The organism is Methanolinea sp., assembly GCA_030055515.1.
GTDB lineage: Archaea > Halobacteriota > Methanomicrobia > Methanomicrobiales > Methanospirillaceae > Methanolinea_A.
This window is the reverse complement of record JASFYI010000001.1, coordinates 321,240-337,286: the sequence shown is the minus strand read 5'-3', so window position 1 is coordinate 337,286 and position 16,047 is coordinate 321,240. Positions and strand designations below refer to the sequence as shown.

The window sequence follows — 16,047 nt, the reverse complement described above, 5'->3', positions numbered from 1 at the left end:
TCATAATCATTCCTTTCACCGCGTTCGCCGCTGTGGTGGTCCGCCGTGGAACCGGACGGGTCGCCCCGCGGAGGGAATCGTCCCCTCGCCCGTGCCATCGCCGTCTCACGACCCGCGCCTCAGCCTGCGGAATATGTCCCAGATACCCCGTTTCTTCGTCTTGGAGTCCTGCGGTGCCATGTCCCCCTGCACGTGCTCGGCGCGGGGCGGTGCGGCTGCCGGTTGGCCGTGGACGTGCACCATGCGGGTCCCGCAGTACGGGCAATAGTTCGCGACGGGGGGAATCCGGTGGCCGCAGTGGTAGCAGAACTGTATCTGGGTCGGCGAACTATCCACCCTCGGAGGTGGGGGTGGCGGGGTGGGGCGGGCGGCGGGAACGTCCTTCTCCTTCATCCTCGTGTCCCGTGGAGCAACGTTGCTTGCGGCCGGCCTAGGGACCTCCTGTGGCCTTTGCGGCGGGAACACCACCGTCTCGGAGAGGGCGCGTGCCTCGGCAGAGAGGGGTTGCGCGCGTTCCCTCGTGTCCAAGCCCCCGGGAAGGTGCGGCCTGCTGTGCTTGACGAGGTGCATCCATTCCTCTGCCTCCGTGACCCGGTCCTTCCCTGTGTGGACGAATGTCATCTTCATTGTCCGGACTTCGTCCTCCGAGGTTCTCACCGAGAGGACGAGGATGGGTTCCTGTAAGGGTGAATGCTCGATGTAGCAGTCGACGATAGACTCCCTTGGGATCTCCTTTGCCGTCACGCCGCCGGCAATCTCGCCGGGATCGGTGAGGAAAAGCCTCGTGTCGGTCAGGTACGCGTCGAACCTGAACTTCTTTATCTGGACTCCCGGGGAGTACGCGAGGAGTTCCTCGCCAGGCCTCAGGTATCTCGCGGGCCCCGCAGGGGCCTCGTCCCCCTCGAAGGCATCTGTCAGTTCGGTCTTCCTGTCGGTCATTATTCCTCCGGGCGATCAGCTACAGAAATGGTGGTAACCAAGATGTTAAATGGTTTCTTTGAAAAAAAAGGGAGACGAGGTTTCTCCTCGGCATGTCAGAGGAGTTTTTTTATAAGCCCGGGGATCTCGGAGGGGCGTTCTGCCACCGGGACGCCCATCTTTTTCAATCTTTCGATCTTCGTGCGTGCATCGCCCTCGCCCCCCTCGATGATGGCCCCCGCGTGGCCCATCCTCTTCTCTGGGGGGGCGGTCACCCCGGCGATGTACGCGGCGACGGGGAGGTCGGTGGACCTCGCCCCCTCCTCCTCGAGGGACCCCCCCACCTCCCCGATGATGACGACCGCGCGCGTCTGGTCGTCCTCCTCGAACCGCCGGAGGACGTCCGTGAAGGTCTGCCCGATGACCGGGTCTCCCCCGATTCCCACGATCGTGCTCTGCCCGAGGCCTGCCCTCGTCAGCTGGTCCACGACCTCGTAGGTGAGTGTCCCGCTCCGGGAGACGACTCCCACGTGGCCGCGCGCTGCGAGGTGGACTGGCATGATCCCGAGCTTGATCTCGCCGGGCGAGAGGAGGCCGGGGCAGTTGGGCCCGATGACGGTGCAGTCGTGGAGGCGGGCGAACTCGATCGCCTTCATGGTGTCGTGGACCGGGATGTGCTCCGTGATGGCAACCGCGAGCGAGAGGCCCGCGCTCGCCGACTCCATGATCGAGTCTGCCGCGGCGGCCGCCGGGACGAAAATGACGCTCGCGGTCGCGTCGTGCTCTTTCAGGGCCTCCCTCACGCTGTTGTAGACCGGGACCCCCGCGACCTCCTGTCCCCCCTTGCCGGGCGTCACGCCCGCGACGACACCCTTGCCGCCGACTTCTCGCGCGTACTGGTTCATGAGCGCGATGTGGAAGACACCCTGCTTGCCCGTGGCCCCCGTCACGATCACGCCGCAGTCCTTGTCCGCGTAGATCATCGTGCCGCCTCCACCGCGGCCTTCACGGCCTCTTCCATGCTGTCGAGCATCCGGTAACCGGACGCGCCGAGGATCTCCCTGCCTTCCCTCTCGTTGGTCCCCGCGAGCCGGACGATGACGGGTTGCGCGACTCCTGCTGCGATGATCCCCCTCGCGACGTCGTCGCACCGCGTGATCCCGCCGAGGAGGTTCACGACGATCACCTTCACCGAGGGGTCACCTGCGACCAGCCTGACGGCATGCATCACCCTCTCCTGGTCGGCACCACCCCCGACGTCGAGGAAGTTCGCGGCGCTCCCGCCGTAGTAGCGGATGAGGTCGAGGGTTGCCATCGTGAGGCCCGCACCGTTCCCTATGACCCCGATGTTCCCCTCGAGCTCGACGTACGAGAACCCGTGCTTCTCTGCCTCCCTCTCCCTCTCCGTGAGGTCCCTGTTCTGGGTGATCCCCTGCCTCCGGAGGGCGTTGTCGTCGACCACGATCTTCGCGTCGGCAGCGTATATCCCGTCCGGGGTGGAGACGAGCGGGTTGATCTCCGCGAGGACCGCGTCCTTCTTGCGGAACACGGTGTAGAGCCGGTTCATGACCTCCCCGATCTCCGGCGGTGCCCCGGAGAGGAGATCGCGGACCATGAACGGGGGGACGCGGTCCATGAGGGCCGGGAGGGCCGCCCTCCGGAGCGCCTCGGGCTTCTCCCTCGCGAGGGTCTCGATGTCGACACCGCCCTCGCCAGAGAAGAGGATGACCGGGCACTTCCTCGACCTGTCGATCGAGATCGAGAGGTAGTATTCCCTCTCGATGTCGAGATAGCGGACCGCGAGGATCTCCCTGACGGGAATCCCCCCTATTTCCTTCCCGAAGAGCCGGGCCGCGAGTTCGACCGCGTTCGACCTGTCGGCGACGAGGATCCCCCCCTTCTTCCCTCGGCCGCCGACCTCCACGAGTGCCTTCAGGACGACCCGGTCCCCGAGCCTCTCCATCGCGGCGGGGACCTCGTCGGGCGACCTGATGACTTCCCCGTCGGGGACCCGTATGCCCTCTTCTGCGAGTAACTTCCTTGCCTCGTGCTCGAGGAGTTTCATTTTGTTCCCCCTGCTCCTACAAGTTCCATGCCTCTCTTCATCGCCTTCATGTTGAGCGTTTCCGTTCCTTTCGGGACGCTGTCGAGGATTGCCTTCTCGAGGGATTCCTCCCTCACGATTCCCGTCGCCCTGACGAGCGCGCCGAGCATGATGATGTTCGCGACGATCTCCCTCCCGAGGGTATTCTTGGCCTCGGCAGTGGCGGGGACCTCGATGTAACGGCACCTCGGGCGCGACCGCACGAGGGTCGAATCGAGGATCATCAGGGCACTCTCCTTCACCTGCACCCCGTACTTCTCGAAACCTTCCTGCGACATGATCACGAGGATGTCCGGGTCCCTCACCTTGGGGTAGAGGATAGGGGATTCGTCGATGATCACCGAGCTCATCGAGGCGCCCCCGCGCGCCTCGGGCCCGTAGACCTGTGTCTGGACCGCGTAGTTCCCGTCGTACATCACCGCGGCCCTCCCGAGGATCACCGCGGACAGGATGATCCCCTGGCCTCCGAACCCAGAGAACCGCACCTCGTGCCTCACGCCTTCACCCCCATCGCGGGTCTGTTCCTCCTCGCGAGCTCGCCCAGGATGATGGTGTCCGGCGGGATCTCCTTCCCCTCCTCGCGCAGCCTCCTCGCCTTCTCGACGAGCATCCCGTGCTCCTTGAAATACTCTATCTGGTCGATGGCCTGCCTGTAGCGGTTCCGCCGGCCGTAGTTCGTCGGGCACTGGACCAGTGCCTCGATGAACGAGAGGCCGGGGGTCCGGAGTCCCGCGAGGATGGCCCGCGTCAGCTCCTTGACGTGGTACGAGGTCCACCGGGAGACGTAATTTGCGCCAGCCGCGATCGCGAGCTCGCAGAGGTCGAACGCGGGTTCGACGGAGCCGTACGGCGTGGTCGTCGAGAGAGCCATCCGCGGCGTCGTCGGGCTCCCCTGCCCGCCGGTCATCCCGTAGATCATGTTGTTCATGCAGACGACCGTGATGTCGATGTTCCTCCGGCAGGCGTGGATGAAGTGGTTTCCCCCGATCGCCGCGAGATCCCCGTCCCCGGTGAAAACAACGACGTTGAGGGAGGGATTCGCGAGTTTTATGCCGGTCGCGAAGGCGAGTGCCCGGCCGTGCGTGGTGTGGAGGGAGTCCGTGACGATGTAGCCGGGTGCACGGGATGAGCACCCAATCCCCGAGACAAAGACCGTCTCCTCCTTCTTCCACCCCATCTGGTCGACCGCGGAGAGGGTGCAATTGATCACCGTCCCGTTGCCGCATCCCGCGCAGTAGATGTGGGGGAGGCGATCGACCCTGAGCCAGTCCGAGAACGTCACCTGACCCCCTCCACCGCGGCGACGAGTTCCTCGGGGGTGTGGAGAGCCCCCCCGAAGCGGGGCAGCCTGATGACCGGGACGCGCGTGTGCCTCTCGATCTCGCGCGCCATCTGGCCGAGGTTCTGCTCGGGCACGATGAAAGCCCTCGCGTTGCGGAATTCGCCGAGGGCTTTTTCAGGGAATGGCCAGACGACGCGGAACCGTAAGTGCCCGATGTCCAGTCCCGGGTTGTCGTGGATGGCCTGCTCCACGCTCCGTGCCGGCGAACCGTAGGTGACGAAGACGATCTCCGCGTCGGGGTTTGTGACCCTGTAGTCCGCGATCTCGTGCCTCTTCGACTCGACCTTCTCGACCAGCCTCTTCACGAGGTCCTCGTGGACCTTCGGGCTCGTCGCGCACGGGTACCCCCTCTCGTCGTGGGTGAGTCCCGTCACGTGGACGCCAAACCCGCTTCCGAAACGCGGGAACCCTGGGACGAGGTCTTCGCCGGGGCGAAAGGGGAGCATCCCCGGCTCGAGCGGCCTCCTCCCCACCACGGGGACCGATTCCGGGATCTCGATTCTCTCGCGCATGTGCCCGACGATCTCGTCTGCCATGACGAAAACGGGTACCCTGAACCTGTCGGCGAGGTTGAAGGCCTCGGCTGTGAGCTCGTACATCTCCTGGACACTCGCGGGAGCGAGCGCGATGATGCTGTAATCCCCGTGCGAGCCGAAGCGGCACTGGAGCATGTCCGCCTGGGCCGACATCGTGGGCTGGCCCGTCGAGGGCCCGCCCCTCTGGATATTCACGATGACGCAGGGGGTCTCGGTCATGACGGCATACCCGATGTTCTCCATCATGAGGGAGAACCCGGGGCCGCTCGTCGCGGTCATCGCGCGTGCGCCGGTCCACGATGCCCCGATGACGGCGGCAATGCTCGCGATCTCGTCCTCCATCTGGATGAAGACGCCACCCCTCTTCGGGAGCTTCGCGGCCATGTGCTCCGCGACTTCCGTCGACGGCGTGATCGGGTATCCCGCGAAGAACGTGCAGCCCGCGGCGAGTGCCCCCTCCGCGCTCGCCACGTTGCCCTGCATGAACTCTATCCGGGTCAAAACTCTATCGCCACCTTCCTCTTCTCCCCCTTCTTCTCCTCTTCCCACGAGATTGCCTGGTCAGGGCAGATCATCTGGCACATCCCGCACAGCGTCCTGCCGTACAGGGCTTGCAGCCTCGTGTTCGGGCACCGCTCGGGGCGGTCGAGCTCGGGGACGAATACCCCCTTCTGGTTGGGTCTCTTCCCGGGCCTGAATATCCTGTAGGGGCACACCAGCGTGCAGAGATTGCACCCCTTGCACCGCTTCTCGTCGACGTGGAGCTTCACGGGGCAACCTCCCGCGGCGTGGAGAACCTCTTCTTGAACCTCGCCAGCGCGTTCCTGTTCACGCCCTCGAAGAGGTCGTTTCCCGCCGCGTCTATCCCGACGACGAGCGGGAGGTGGTCGAGGTCGATCTCGTACACCGCCTCTGCCATCCCGAGATCCTCGAAGTAGACCCGCCGCAGCGTCATCCTCGACGCGGCGAGCGCAGCGCACCCTCCCGTGAACGCGAGGTACACGGCCCGCCCCCGCATCTGCTCTGCGACCTGCCTGCCCATCCCACCCTTGCCGACCAGTGCGCGGACACCGCGATCGAGGAGGAAACCGGAGAGGGAGTTCATCCGTGCCGAGGTCGTGGGACCCGCCGCGATGATCTTCCCCCCGTGGACCACGGGGCCGCAGTGGTAGATCGCGGCACCGTGCGGGTCGAAGGGGATACCCTCGTCCCGCATCCTGACGTGGGCCTCGTCGCGGGCGGTGTAGACCGTCCCGGAGAGTGTCACGTGGTCGCCCGCGCGCAGCATCAGGATCTCGTGGGAGAGGGGGGTGCAGAGGTGGATGACGCTCACCACTCCACCTCCACGGTCGCGCGCCGGCACGCCCAGCACTGGACATTCACGGCGACGGGCAGGGAGGCCGTGTGGCAGCCCGCCGTCTTCACCTTGACCGCGAGCGCGGTCGTCTTCCCCCCGAGCCCCATGGGCCCGATGCAGAGGTCGTTGACGGCGTCGAGGAGTTCCCGCTCGTACGGGCTCATCGCGTCGATGGGCTCGAGGAGTGCCTCCTTTGCCGCGGCTGCCGCCCAGTCGAACGTCCCCCCGATGCCGACCCCCAGGATGACCGGCGGGCAGGGTTTCCCCCCCGCGATGAGGACCGTCTCTGCAACGAACCGGGGGATGTTCTCCACCTCCGTGGGGAGCATCATCGCGACGCGGGACATGTTCTCCGATCCCGCCCCTTTCGGGAGGACCGTCACGGAGAGCTTCTCCCCCGGCCTCGCGTGGACGACGGGCATCCCCGGGCCGGTATTGTCACCCGTATTTTCACGCGTGAGCGGGTCGACGACGTTCGGACGGAGGGGGACCTCGCGCGTCGCACGCCGCACGCCCTCGGCAACGGCATCGAGGATATGTTGGGAGAGCGGAACGGACGGGGGGAGGGTGAGGTAGACTACCGGGATGCCGGTATCCTGGCAGATCGGGACGCGGAGGGACTCTGCCAGCCTGATGTTGGCGAGGATGTTCTCGATCTCCCCCCGGGCGATACCGCTCGTCTCGCGGTCCCTCGCGGCCTCGAGTGCCCGGACGACGTCGGGGGGGAGGGTGATTTCCGCCTGTTCGAGAGCCCTCGCGGTCGCACGGGTGATGGCCTCGCAGAGGGCAGGATCCGGGGGTGAAATCATATTCGCTTAAAATGTACCGACAAAAGGGAATATACATTGTGATTGTGGTTTTCCGGGCGCGCGGTCCCCTCCGCGACGTCCCCCGGCATCCTCGGGGAAAATGCGAATCCGCACCGGTTCATGGGCCGGGAAAAAGGGGAGTCCGGGACAGAGGTATGGGGGGATTGGGGGATAAAGGGATATGGGGATAAAGGGATTATTCCTGGCCTCCCGGGGCTACTTGGCCTGCCGGGGAGACCTCGCCTGCCTGGGGAACGCCCGGGACCGGGTGCTCCCTGATGACGATGCGCGTGGGTGTCGGGAGCTTGTGGCTCCCGGACCGGAGCGCGAGCTTTGCCTTCTCCACGAACTGCGGCGTCGTGTAGGCCGTGAATACCTCCTGCCCTTCCTTCACCCTCGCTGCCGTGCCCACCGGCTTTCCGAAAGAGAGGCGCATTCCCTCGGAGACGCGGTCGGCACCCGCCCCCGTCGCCTGCTTGTTCTCGCGCAGGACGTGGTGGGGATAGACGCGGAGCTTGAGCCTGTAGTTCGTCCTCCCGATGTCCTTCATCAGCCTCCTGTTGATGCTCGTGCGAGCCGCCTCGAGCGCGATGTGCCGGATCTGGCACGCTTCCTCGGCCACGAGCGAGATCTCCACCGGGAACGGCTCCGTCAGGTTCCCCATGTCGAACTGGACGACCTTGCTCCCCGGGATACCCCCCATGTACTCCTTCCTCGTGTACGCCATCTTCGCGAGGTTCCTGTACATCTTGCCTGGCTTTCTGACCATTGCGACCTGTCTCCTCGGTCCTGTCTGTGCTTTATAAAATGGGGACGGTCACTATTAAACCTTGCTTACGCCTTCTCCGGGACCGCCATGTTCTCCATGTGGTCGAGGACGTAGCGCCTGATGCGTGCGAATTCGATCCCCGTCCTGTCGCGCGGGCGCGGGAGGCCGACCCGCACGATCTCCCTCACGCGTCCCGGACGCGGCGAGAGGATGACGATCCTGTCGGAGAGGAAGACCGCCTCGTCGACGCTGTGCGTCACGAAGAGGACCGTCTTCTTGGTCTTCTCCCAGAGCTCGAGGAGCTCGCGCTGGAGCTTGTTCCGGGTCTGGGCATCGAGGGCCCCGAAAGGCTCGTCCATGAGCAGGATGTGGGGCTCGATGGCGAGGGCCCGCGCGACGGCGACGCGCTGGCGCATCCCTCCCGAGAGCTCGTAGGGGTAACGGTCGGCAAAATCCCGGAGGCCCACGAGCTCGAGGTACTCCGCCGCTTTCTTCCTCCTCTCCTCCTTCGAAATACCCTTTACCTCGAGCCCGAACTCGATGTTGCGGATGACAGTCCTCCACGGGTAGAGCGAGTACTCCTGGAATATCATCGCCATGCGGGGACTCGGGCCCTCTATCTTCTCGCCGTCAAGCCGTATCGTCCCCTTCGTCGGGGTCTCGAGCCCCGCGACGATCCGCAGGAGCGTCGTCTTCCCGCAGCCGGATGGACCGAGGACCGAGACGAACTCGCTGTCTCCCACCTCGAGGGTGATTCCCGAGAGGGCTTCCACCGCGGAACCGTCCCCCGTGGGAAAAGTCTTGGAGACATCCTCGAGGAGGAGGGTCACTCCCTTCCACCCCCCTTCCGGGGCCTAGATCCATTCATCGCTCGAGCCCCCGCCACGAGAACCACCGCTTCTCTGCCTTCTTGAAGATTATGTCGATCGAGAGGCCGATGAACCCGATGACCACCATCCCCGCGATGATGAGGTTCGTCTGGCCGAAGTTGTACGCGTAGAGGATGAGGTACCCGAGCCCCCGCGTGATCCCCGGGAGCCACTCTGCGGCGACGACGCACATCCACGCGATCCCGAATCCCACGCGGAGCCCTGTCCAGATGATCGGCGCGGCGCCGGGGAATACGACCTTGAGGAGGATCTGCCTCTCGTTTGCCCCGAGGGTCGTTGCGACCTCAAGCCACGTCTTCTTCACCGACTTCACCCCGTCGATCGTGTTGAGCAGGATGGGGAAGAACGCGCCGATGAAGATGATGAAGACGATCGAGGTGAGCCCTATCTTGAACCACGCGAGGGCGAGGGGCACCCACGCGAGGGGGGGGATGGGGCGGAGGATTTCTATCAGGGAATCGAACAGCTCGTTGAGGACCTGCGACCGTCCCATCATCACGCCGAGCGGAATCGCCACCAGCATCGCGATGGTGAACCCGAGGCTGACGCGCTGGATGCTGACCGCGGCATTCTCCGCGAGGCTCCCCGTCCCGAGGGTGTAGCTCGCCGAGAATGGATTCGCGAGGATGGGGACGACGGTCGCGAGGGAGGGGAGGATGAAGGGATTGTTGATGAGAAAGGCCGCAGCCTCCCACGCCGCGACGAGAAAGAGGGGGAGGAGGGCCCGCTGGTACCTCATGATCCCTTCTAGTTTATCCTTCCCTCACAGATAAACCGCTTGCATCGAGCGAGTACCGCAACAGGACATCCTGTATGGATCCCTTCCCCGGCGCGGCGATCTTCACCGGCTTTCCTGCAGCCGACCTCTCCTTTGCCCACGTGACGAACCCAGCCCAGTCGCGTGCAGGCGAGTCGTCGTTCACGACGATTCCCGAGCCCTCGCCGTTGAGCGCCATGATGATCTTCACGGGCGTCCCCTTGTCCGCCGCCGCGATCGCGGGCGGGTTCCCGACGAGCGCGTACCTGATGTTGCCCGTGGACATGAGTTGCATGAGCTGCGGCCCCGCGTCGCCAGGGATGAGGCGGAGCTCCGCGACCTTCTGGCCATTCACGACGAGGTCCGCAACGTCAGGCCGGGACGCCGTGGTGTCGCGCGGCCGGATGCTGATCCCGTAGGTCTCGTTGAAGTACTCCCACTTCTTGATGGCGACGAAGAGTGCCGCGTGGTGGTCCGACATGAGGTACCCGATGCCGACGGGGTCCTTTTCGGGTGCAGGCGTCGCGATCCGGCCCTCGCGGATCATCGCCGCGGCAGCATCGTAGGGGGACGAATCGAACAGGATCCTGAGTGTCTCCTCGTCGGTCGAGTTCGCGAGTGCCCCCGTGAGGACGCCGAGTTCCCTTTGGGCGTACACGAATTCGAGGTTCGACTTCTTCCACGACGGGGTGGGCTCGTTGACGAACTTCACGGTGGGAAACGCCCTCTTCAGGACTTCCACGGAAGAGACGGAGATGTTCCCGTACGTGAAGTTCCCCTTCCCCGCGAGCCAGTCTGCCACGATCTCGGCACCCTCGTCGGGGTGCTCGCCGATGTACTGCGTCGAGAGCACGAGGGCCGCCGTCAGGGCGTTCGTGAGTCCGGGGCTCCCCGCGATGGCATCCGAGGTCGCGGTGAAGACGCAGCAGGGATGGTTCTTCCACCTCCCCTCGGGGGGCATGTCGCCGGAGTAGACGAGCACCCTGCCGATGTTCGCGAGGGGGGCAACCTCGACGAACGGTTGCCACGCGATGTACCCGTCGATCTGCTCCGTCCCGAGCAGCGTGGGCATCGGGCCCGTTCCCTTCGTGTACGTGACGATTACGGTATCCCGCGTCGCGGGAGGTGCCTGCGTGGTCTGCGTGGTGCAGCCTGCGACCAGGAGCGCGCAAATGATGGCCCCTGCGAGGATGGAAATCGGTTTCAATTCCATGCTACATCCTGTGTCGCGGGAACTTTTTAAATTATCTAAAAATCGCAATATATTTTTACAATTAGGATAATATAATTATTTAAATAACATTATTGTCTAAAATTAATTGACAATAAGAGTAAACCGGGTGTGACTTTGGCAGGGGGACAGGATAGGGGAGGAGTCGCGGGGAGGGATTGCCCGTGATCGCGGATCCCGTCGACAAGGTCGTGCGGGCAGCGCTCCTCTCGGACGAGGAGTTCTCGCTCGTGCTCCGCGACGTGATGCGGAAGGACCTGCGCGTGAGCGTCGCGGAACTCGCGGAGGCGAGCGGTATCGCGCCAAGTACGCTCTACAAGATCGTGCAGGGGCAGAGGTCGCCGAACCTCTCGACGCTCCGCGCGATAGTCGGGGCCATCAGGAGATTCTCGCGCACCCCGGAGGGCGAATTCATCGGCCTGATAGCGGCGCGGCCCGTCCTCGACGTCGTGCAGGAGAGGACTGCTGTCGTCGACGGGCGGCGCATCCGCGTGAGGGAGTACCCTGTCCACACGATGGAGGAGGCGATTATCAGTGCCCTCCGTGCCGAGAGGGAGGGGGCGATCGCCATCGTCTGCGCACCGATCGTGAGCAGCGTGATAGAACAGATCGTGAATATCCCCGTCGCGACGATCATCCCGCGGGACTCGGTCCAGAGGGCGATCGAGCTCGCCGCGCGGAAGGCGTGGATTTAATCTCCCGGTTCCCCCAATGTACGGGTCGGCATGGAGATGATACCAGAGGACGTGGTCCGGAGGGGAAGGCTCCGGGGGGACAGGACCGGCGAGATGATGCATTTCCTCTCGTCCATGAAGGCGGACCGCTACATCGCGGATGCAGACATCCTCGTGGACATCGCCCACGTCCTGATGCTCTACAGGAGGCACATCATCCCGAGGGAGACGGCCCGCGACCTGCTGCGGGCACTCCTCAGGCTGTACGACGATGGCATCCCGGACTCGATCTTCGACGATCGCTTCGAAGACGTCCACGCGGGCATCGAGTCCCACCTCGTCTCCGTCCTCGGCGAGGAGACGGGAGGGAGGCTCCACATCGGGCGATCGCGCAACGACGAGGTCGCGACGTGCCTGCGGATGAAGGTCAGGGAAGACATCACCCGGCAGCTTGCCATCCTCGTCAGCCTGCGGACCGTCCTCCTCGACCACGCGGAAGGGCACGTGGGGACCGTGATGCCCGGGTTCACGCACCTCCAGCATGCCCAGCCGACGACGCTCGCGCACCACCTCCTCGCCCACGAGGCCGCGTTTGCCCGCGACTTCGCGAGGCTCTCGGACGCGTACGCCCGCACGAACCTCTGCCCGCTCGGTGCCGCGGCGTTCGCATCGACGAGTTACCCGATCGACCGCGCCCTCGTCGCGTCCCTCCTCGGGTTCGACGGTATCCTCGAGAACACGATGGACGCGGTGGCATCCCGGGACTTCGCGCTCGAGGTGATGGCGGACCTCTCCATCCTGATGTCCCACGCAAGCAGGCTCTGCGAGGAGCTCGTGGTGTGGAGCTCGCAGTTCGTGCAGTTCGTGGACCTCGACGACGCGTTCTGTTCCACGAGTTCCATCATGCCGCAGAAGAAGAACCCCGACAGCGCCGAGATAATGAGGGCGAAGGCCGGGTCCGTCTTCGGGGCGCTCGCATCTGCCTTCTCAATCTGTAAAGCCCTCCCGATGAGCTACAACAGGGACCTCCAGGAACTGACACCCGCTCTCCTCGCGGCGATCCACGACACGAAGCATAGCACGCGCATCCTCGTCGACATGCTCGCGACGGCAAGGTTCAACGTGGAGAGGATGGCGGCGGAGGCGGGGAAGGGGTACACGACCGCGACCGACCTCGCGGACATCCTCGTCCAGAAGTACGGGATGCCGTTCCGGAGGGCGCATACCCTCGTCGGGAAGGCGATCTCGAGGGGAGCCCTCGATCTCCCCGCGCTCGACCGCGCCGCCGAGGAGGAGGGCCTCGCGAAACCATCCGCGCTCGGTCTCACGCAGGAGGAGGTCGCGGCTGCCCTCGACGTCACGTCCGCCGTCGACCGGAGGAGGGCACCGGGTGCGCCCTCGCCCTTCGCGGTGAAGGTGTCCCTCGCGGAGAGGAGGGTAGCACTCGAGGAGGACTCCGCGTTCCTCGAGGGGCGCCGCGCGGCACTCTCCGAGGCGCAGAGGAGGCTCCTAGAGGACGCGAGGAAGGAGGCAGGGACGTGACAGGGTTCTCGCCCGGCGACCGGGTTGCTTTCGCGATCGGGGGGCGCGAGAGGACGGCAACGTACATCACCGAGCGGGACGGGATGGCGGTCGTAAAGCTCGACAGCGGGTACAACGTGGGTATTCCTCCCGGCGATTGCAGGCTCGTCGAGAAGGGAGTCTCCCCGCAAGTACCCGCAAAGGAGGTCGTCCAGAACCCGTCCCTCCCGCGCCTCTCGATAGTCTCCACGGGAGGTACCATCGCGAGCAGGATCGACTACCGGACAGGCGCGGTGACGAGCCAGTTCGACGCGTCGGACATCCTCCGGGCCATCCCCGGCCTCGCGGAGATCGCACAGTTCAGGACGAGGAAGATCTCCACCATCCTCTCGGAGAACATGACGCCATCGCTCTGGCAGGACCTCGCGAGGGCAGTCTTCTCGGAGATAAAGGACGGCGTGGAAGGTGTCATCGTGACGCACGGGACCGACACGATGGCCTACTCCGCTGCCGCGCTCAGCTTCATGATAGAGACGCCGGTCCCCATCGTCTTCGTGGGTTCCCAGCGGTCGGCAGACCGCCCGAGTTCCGACAACCAGATGAATGCGCTCTGCAGCGCGAAGACTGCTGTGAGCGACCTTGGGGAAGTGGTCGTCGTGATGCACGAGACGACGAGCGACGACCGGTGCGCGATCCACAGGGGGACCCGGGTGAGGAAGATGCACACCTCCCGGAGGGACGCGTTCAAGAGCATCGGCACCCCCCCTCTCGGCCACGTGAGTTACCCTGACCTCCGCGTGACGCTCGGTCCCGGCGTGAAAAAGCGCGGGGAGGCGGAACCATCGCTCCGCGACAGGCTCGAAGACCGGTGCGCGCTCGTGCAGTTTTACCCGGGAATGCCGCCGGAGGCGCTCGGGCAGCTTGATTCCCTCGAGGGACTCGTGATCGCGGGAACGGGGCTTGGCCACGTGAGTTCTGCCCTTGTCCCCGTGATCGGGGACCTCGTCAGGGACGGGGTAATGGTCGTGATGACCTCCCAGTGCCTGCACGGGCGCGTCTGCGACAGGGTCTACGACACGGGGCGTGACCTCCTCAAGGCCGGTGTCATCGAGGGGGAGGACATGTTGCCGGAGACTGCCCTTGTCAAGCTGATGTGGGTTCTCGGGAACGCGCGGGACGCGGAGGAGGCACGCGCACTGATGCGGGAGAATCTCAAGGGGGAATACTCACCGAGGTCGGTACCATGGTCGGCGATGAACCACCCCTGACGGCAGGGATAGAGATCCACCAGCAGCTGAACACGCGGGAGAAGCTCTTCTGTCACTGCCCGACGGTCCTGCGCCCCTTCGACCAGCGCAGCGGGGAATTCCACAGGTACCTCCGGGCGACCGAGAGCGAACTGGGCGAGGTAGACCGGGCCGCAGAAGAGGAGATGAAGAACCTCCGCCGCTTCTGCTACTACGCGTACGACACCACGTGCCTCGTCGAGGAGGACGAGGAGCCCCCTGCCCCGATGAACATGGAGGCGCTCTCTGTCTGCCTCCAGATCGCGAAGATGTGCGGCATGACGCCCGTGCCCCAGGTGCATACGATGCGAAAGCTCGTCATCGACGGGTCGAACACGACCGGTTTCCAGAGGACGGCCCTCGTCGCCGTTGACGGAACTATCCCGGGAGGAGTGAGGATCGAGACCATATGCCTCGAGGAAGAGGCTGCCCAGCGGGTCAGCGACGACACGTTCTCGCTCGACCGGCTGGGAATTCCCCTCGTGGAGATCACGACTGCGCCCTGCATGCACACCCCCCGGGAGGTCTACGAGGTCGCCCGGTACCTCGGGATGCTGCTGCGCTCCACGGGGAAGGTCAAGAGGGGCCTTGGGACGATCAGGCAGGACATCAATATCTCCATCCCGGGCGGTGCACGCGTGGAGATAAAGGGTGTGCAGGAGCTCGAGATGATACCCGAGGTCGTGGAGAGGGAGGTCGCGCGGCAGAAAAGACTCCTCTCCATCAGGGACCGCCTCCGGGAGAGGGGGGCAGAGGTCGACCCTGACCCAAGGGACGTCACGGCGGTCTTCAAGGGGACGAAGTCTTCCATCCTGAAGAAGGCACCGTGCATCCTCGCCGTTCTCCTGAGGGGGTTTTCCGGACTCGTCGGGGAGGAGATCCAGCCGGGGAGGAGGCTCGGCAGCGAACTCTCAGATTACGCGAAGAAGTGCGGTGTCGGCGGGATCTTCCACACCGACGAGCTCCCCGCCTATGGCATCGCGGCAGAGGAGGTCGCGGCACTCAGGGAGGCGGTGGGCGCAGGCGCGCAGGACTGCGTGGTCATCGTCGCCGCGGATGCCGCGAGGGCCGAGTGCGCCTGCCGGCAGGTCGTCCGGAGGGCGAGGATCGCGCTCGAGGGCGTGCCCGAGGAGACCCGGAAGATGGAGCCGGACGGGAACACCTCGTACATGCGCCCACTCCCCGGCGCGGCACGCATGTACCCCGAGACAGACGTCCTCCCCGTCCGGGTCACGGAGGAACTCTGGGACTCGATAGAGGTCCCCGAGCTCCTCGAGCAGCGCGCCGCGAGGTTCGCAAACGAGCTCGAGCTGGACCGGGCCCTCGCGAAGCAGATCGCGTATTCCGAGCACCTCCCCCTCTTCGAGGAGGCAGTGAGGAGCGGGATCGCCCCCAACCTCGCGGCAAGGACGCTCCTTGCGACAGTGAAGGAACTCTCGCGCGAGGGGCTGGATACGTCCCGAGTCCTCGATGTACAGGGTGGGGGAGGTTCCCGCGCGGTTCCCCCTGTCCTCCGGGTACTCTCTGCCGTCGCGGAGGGGAAGATCTCGAAGGAGGCAATCCCCGAGGCCCTCCGGTCGATCTGCAGGGGAGCGGATACCGAGTCCGTCCTCTCGTCACTGGGAGGGACCGTCTCGGACGAGGATCTCAGGGCGATCGCGGAACGCGTGGTCAGGGAGAGGATCGCGTTCGTCCGCGAGAGGGGGGAATCTGCTCTCGGTCCGCTCATGGGACCCATGATGAAGGAGGTCGGCGGGAAAGCCGACGGGAAGAAGGTCTCCGAGATCCTGCGGGGGGAGATCCGGAGGGCACTCGGGAATTGACTTGCCGCGGAGGCATGATTGCGGGAAGTA

Annotated in this window: 17 protein-coding genes; 4 read left to right on the top strand and 13 right to left on the bottom strand. The window is 65.0% G+C overall.

Annotation, left to right across the window (positions count from 1 at the left end):
• Nucleotides 1-105 precede the first annotated feature (105 nt).
• From QFX32_01850 to QFX32_01790, 13 genes are all read right to left on the bottom strand, one after another.
• Nucleotides 106-939, bottom strand: a complete 834-nt coding sequence (locus QFX32_01850; GenBank protein MDI9632785.1) for a zinc-ribbon domain-containing protein — start codon at nt 937-939, stop codon at nt 106-108.
• Nucleotides 940-1,034: 95 nt separating this feature from the next.
• Nucleotides 1,035-1,901, bottom strand: a complete 867-nt coding sequence (gene sucD, locus QFX32_01845) for a succinate--CoA ligase subunit alpha (GenBank protein ID MDI9632784.1) — start codon at nt 1,899-1,901, stop codon at nt 1,035-1,037.
• Nucleotides 1,898-2,983: a succinate-CoA ligase subunit beta gene (gene sucC, locus QFX32_01840; protein ID MDI9632783.1), complete on the bottom strand. Its 1,086-nt coding sequence runs from the start codon at nt 2,981-2,983 to the stop codon at nt 1,898-1,900. Before sucC ends, sucD begins: the two co-directional genes overlap by 4 nt.
• The gene (locus QFX32_01835; GenBank protein MDI9632782.1) at nt 2,980-3,519 is read right to left on the bottom strand and encodes a 2-oxoacid:ferredoxin oxidoreductase subunit gamma; all 540 of its coding nucleotides are present in this window, start codon (nt 3,517-3,519) and stop codon (nt 2,980-2,982) included. Before QFX32_01835 ends, sucC begins: the two co-directional genes overlap by 4 nt.
• A complete protein-coding gene (locus tag QFX32_01830; protein ID MDI9632781.1) occupies nt 3,516-4,304 on the bottom strand; it encodes a thiamine pyrophosphate-dependent enzyme in 789 nt (262 codons plus the stop codon). Before QFX32_01830 ends, QFX32_01835 begins: the two co-directional genes overlap by 4 nt.
• Nucleotides 4,301-5,401 (bottom strand): 2-oxoacid:acceptor oxidoreductase subunit alpha, encoded by a 1,101-nt coding sequence (locus QFX32_01825; GenBank protein MDI9632780.1) that lies wholly within the window; start codon nt 5,399-5,401, stop codon nt 4,301-4,303. Before QFX32_01825 ends, QFX32_01830 begins: the two co-directional genes overlap by 4 nt.
• Nucleotides 5,398-5,670, bottom strand: coding sequence for a 4Fe-4S dicluster domain-containing protein (locus QFX32_01820; GenBank protein MDI9632779.1), 273 nt, complete (start codon nt 5,668-5,670; stop codon nt 5,398-5,400). Before QFX32_01820 ends, QFX32_01825 begins: the two co-directional genes overlap by 4 nt.
• On the bottom strand, nt 5,667-6,233 hold the full coding sequence (locus QFX32_01815; protein ID MDI9632778.1) for a FumA C-terminus/TtdB family hydratase beta subunit: 567 nt from the start codon (nt 6,231-6,233) through the stop codon (nt 5,667-5,669). Before QFX32_01815 ends, QFX32_01820 begins: the two co-directional genes overlap by 4 nt.
• The gene (locus QFX32_01810; GenBank protein ID MDI9632777.1) at nt 6,230-7,066 is read right to left on the bottom strand and encodes a fumarate hydratase; all 837 of its coding nucleotides are present in this window, start codon (nt 7,064-7,066) and stop codon (nt 6,230-6,232) included. The genes QFX32_01815 and QFX32_01810 overlap by 4 nt, the downstream gene beginning before the upstream one ends.
• Before the next feature lie 196 nt (nt 7,067-7,262).
• The gene (locus QFX32_01805; protein ID MDI9632776.1) at nt 7,263-7,835 is read right to left on the bottom strand and encodes a 50S ribosomal protein L16; all 573 of its coding nucleotides are present in this window, start codon (nt 7,833-7,835) and stop codon (nt 7,263-7,265) included.
• A 65-nt stretch (nt 7,836-7,900) separates the two neighbouring features.
• Nucleotides 7,901-8,665: an ABC transporter ATP-binding protein gene (locus tag QFX32_01800; protein MDI9632775.1), complete on the bottom strand. Its 765-nt coding sequence runs from the start codon at nt 8,663-8,665 to the stop codon at nt 7,901-7,903.
• A gap of 34 nt (nt 8,666-8,699) precedes the next feature.
• A complete protein-coding gene (locus QFX32_01795; protein ID MDI9632774.1) occupies nt 8,700-9,464 on the bottom strand; it encodes an ABC transporter permease in 765 nt (254 codons plus the stop codon).
• 13 nt (nt 9,465-9,477) lie between these two features.
• On the bottom strand, nt 9,478-10,695 hold the full coding sequence (locus QFX32_01790; protein ID MDI9632773.1) for an ABC transporter substrate-binding protein: 1,218 nt from the start codon (nt 10,693-10,695) through the stop codon (nt 9,478-9,480).
• Between the two features lie 182 nt (nt 10,696-10,877).
• Between QFX32_01790 and QFX32_01785 the strand changes: the two genes are divergently transcribed.
• Genes QFX32_01785 through gatE form a run of 4 tightly spaced genes read left to right on the top strand, consistent with a single transcriptional unit; the run spans nt 10,878 to nt 16,017 of the window.
• A complete protein-coding gene (locus tag QFX32_01785) occupies nt 10,878-11,408 on the top strand; it encodes a helix-turn-helix domain-containing protein (GenBank protein MDI9632772.1) in 531 nt (176 codons plus the stop codon).
• 30 nt (nt 11,409-11,438) lie between these two features.
• Complete coding sequence (gene argH / locus QFX32_01780) at nt 11,439-12,929, top strand: argininosuccinate lyase (GenBank protein MDI9632771.1); 1,491 nt, start codon at nt 11,439-11,441, stop codon at nt 12,927-12,929.
• Nucleotides 12,926-14,176: a Glu-tRNA(Gln) amidotransferase subunit GatD gene (gene gatD / locus QFX32_01775; GenBank protein MDI9632770.1), complete on the top strand. Its 1,251-nt coding sequence runs from the start codon at nt 12,926-12,928 to the stop codon at nt 14,174-14,176. Before argH ends, gatD begins: the two co-directional genes overlap by 4 nt.
• A complete protein-coding gene (gene gatE / locus QFX32_01770; protein MDI9632769.1) occupies nt 14,152-16,017 on the top strand; it encodes a Glu-tRNA(Gln) amidotransferase subunit GatE in 1,866 nt (621 codons plus the stop codon). The genes gatD and gatE overlap by 25 nt, the downstream gene beginning before the upstream one ends.
• The last annotated feature ends 30 nt before the right edge of the window (nt 16,018-16,047 follow it).

Coding starts and splice junctions, on each gene's coding strand:
- QFX32_01805 (MDI9632776.1), bottom strand. CDS start 7,835: ATGGTCAGAAAGCCAGGCAAGATGTACAGGAACCTCGCGAAGATGGCG.
- argH (MDI9632771.1), top strand. CDS start 11,439: ATGGAGATGATACCAGAGGACGTGGTCCGGAGGGGAAGGCTCCGGGGG.
- QFX32_01790 (MDI9632773.1), bottom strand. CDS start 10,695: ATGGAATTGAAACCGATTTCCATCCTCGCAGGGGCCATCATTTGCGCG.
- gatE (MDI9632769.1), top strand. CDS start 14,152: ATGGTCGGCGATGAACCACCCCTGACGGCAGGGATAGAGATCCACCAG.
- QFX32_01810 (MDI9632777.1), bottom strand. CDS start 7,066: ATGATTTCACCCCCGGATCCTGCCCTCTGCGAGGCCATCACCCGTGCG.
- sucC (MDI9632783.1), bottom strand. CDS start 2,983: ATGAAACTCCTCGAGCACGAGGCAAGGAAGTTACTCGCAGAAGAGGGC.
- sucD (MDI9632784.1), bottom strand. CDS start 1,901: ATGATCTACGCGGACAAGGACTGCGGCGTGATCGTGACGGGGGCCACG.
- QFX32_01850 (MDI9632785.1), bottom strand. CDS start 939: ATGACCGACAGGAAGACCGAACTGACAGATGCCTTCGAGGGGGACGAG.
- QFX32_01795 (MDI9632774.1), bottom strand. CDS start 9,464: ATGAGGTACCAGCGGGCCCTCCTCCCCCTCTTTCTCGTCGCGGCGTGG.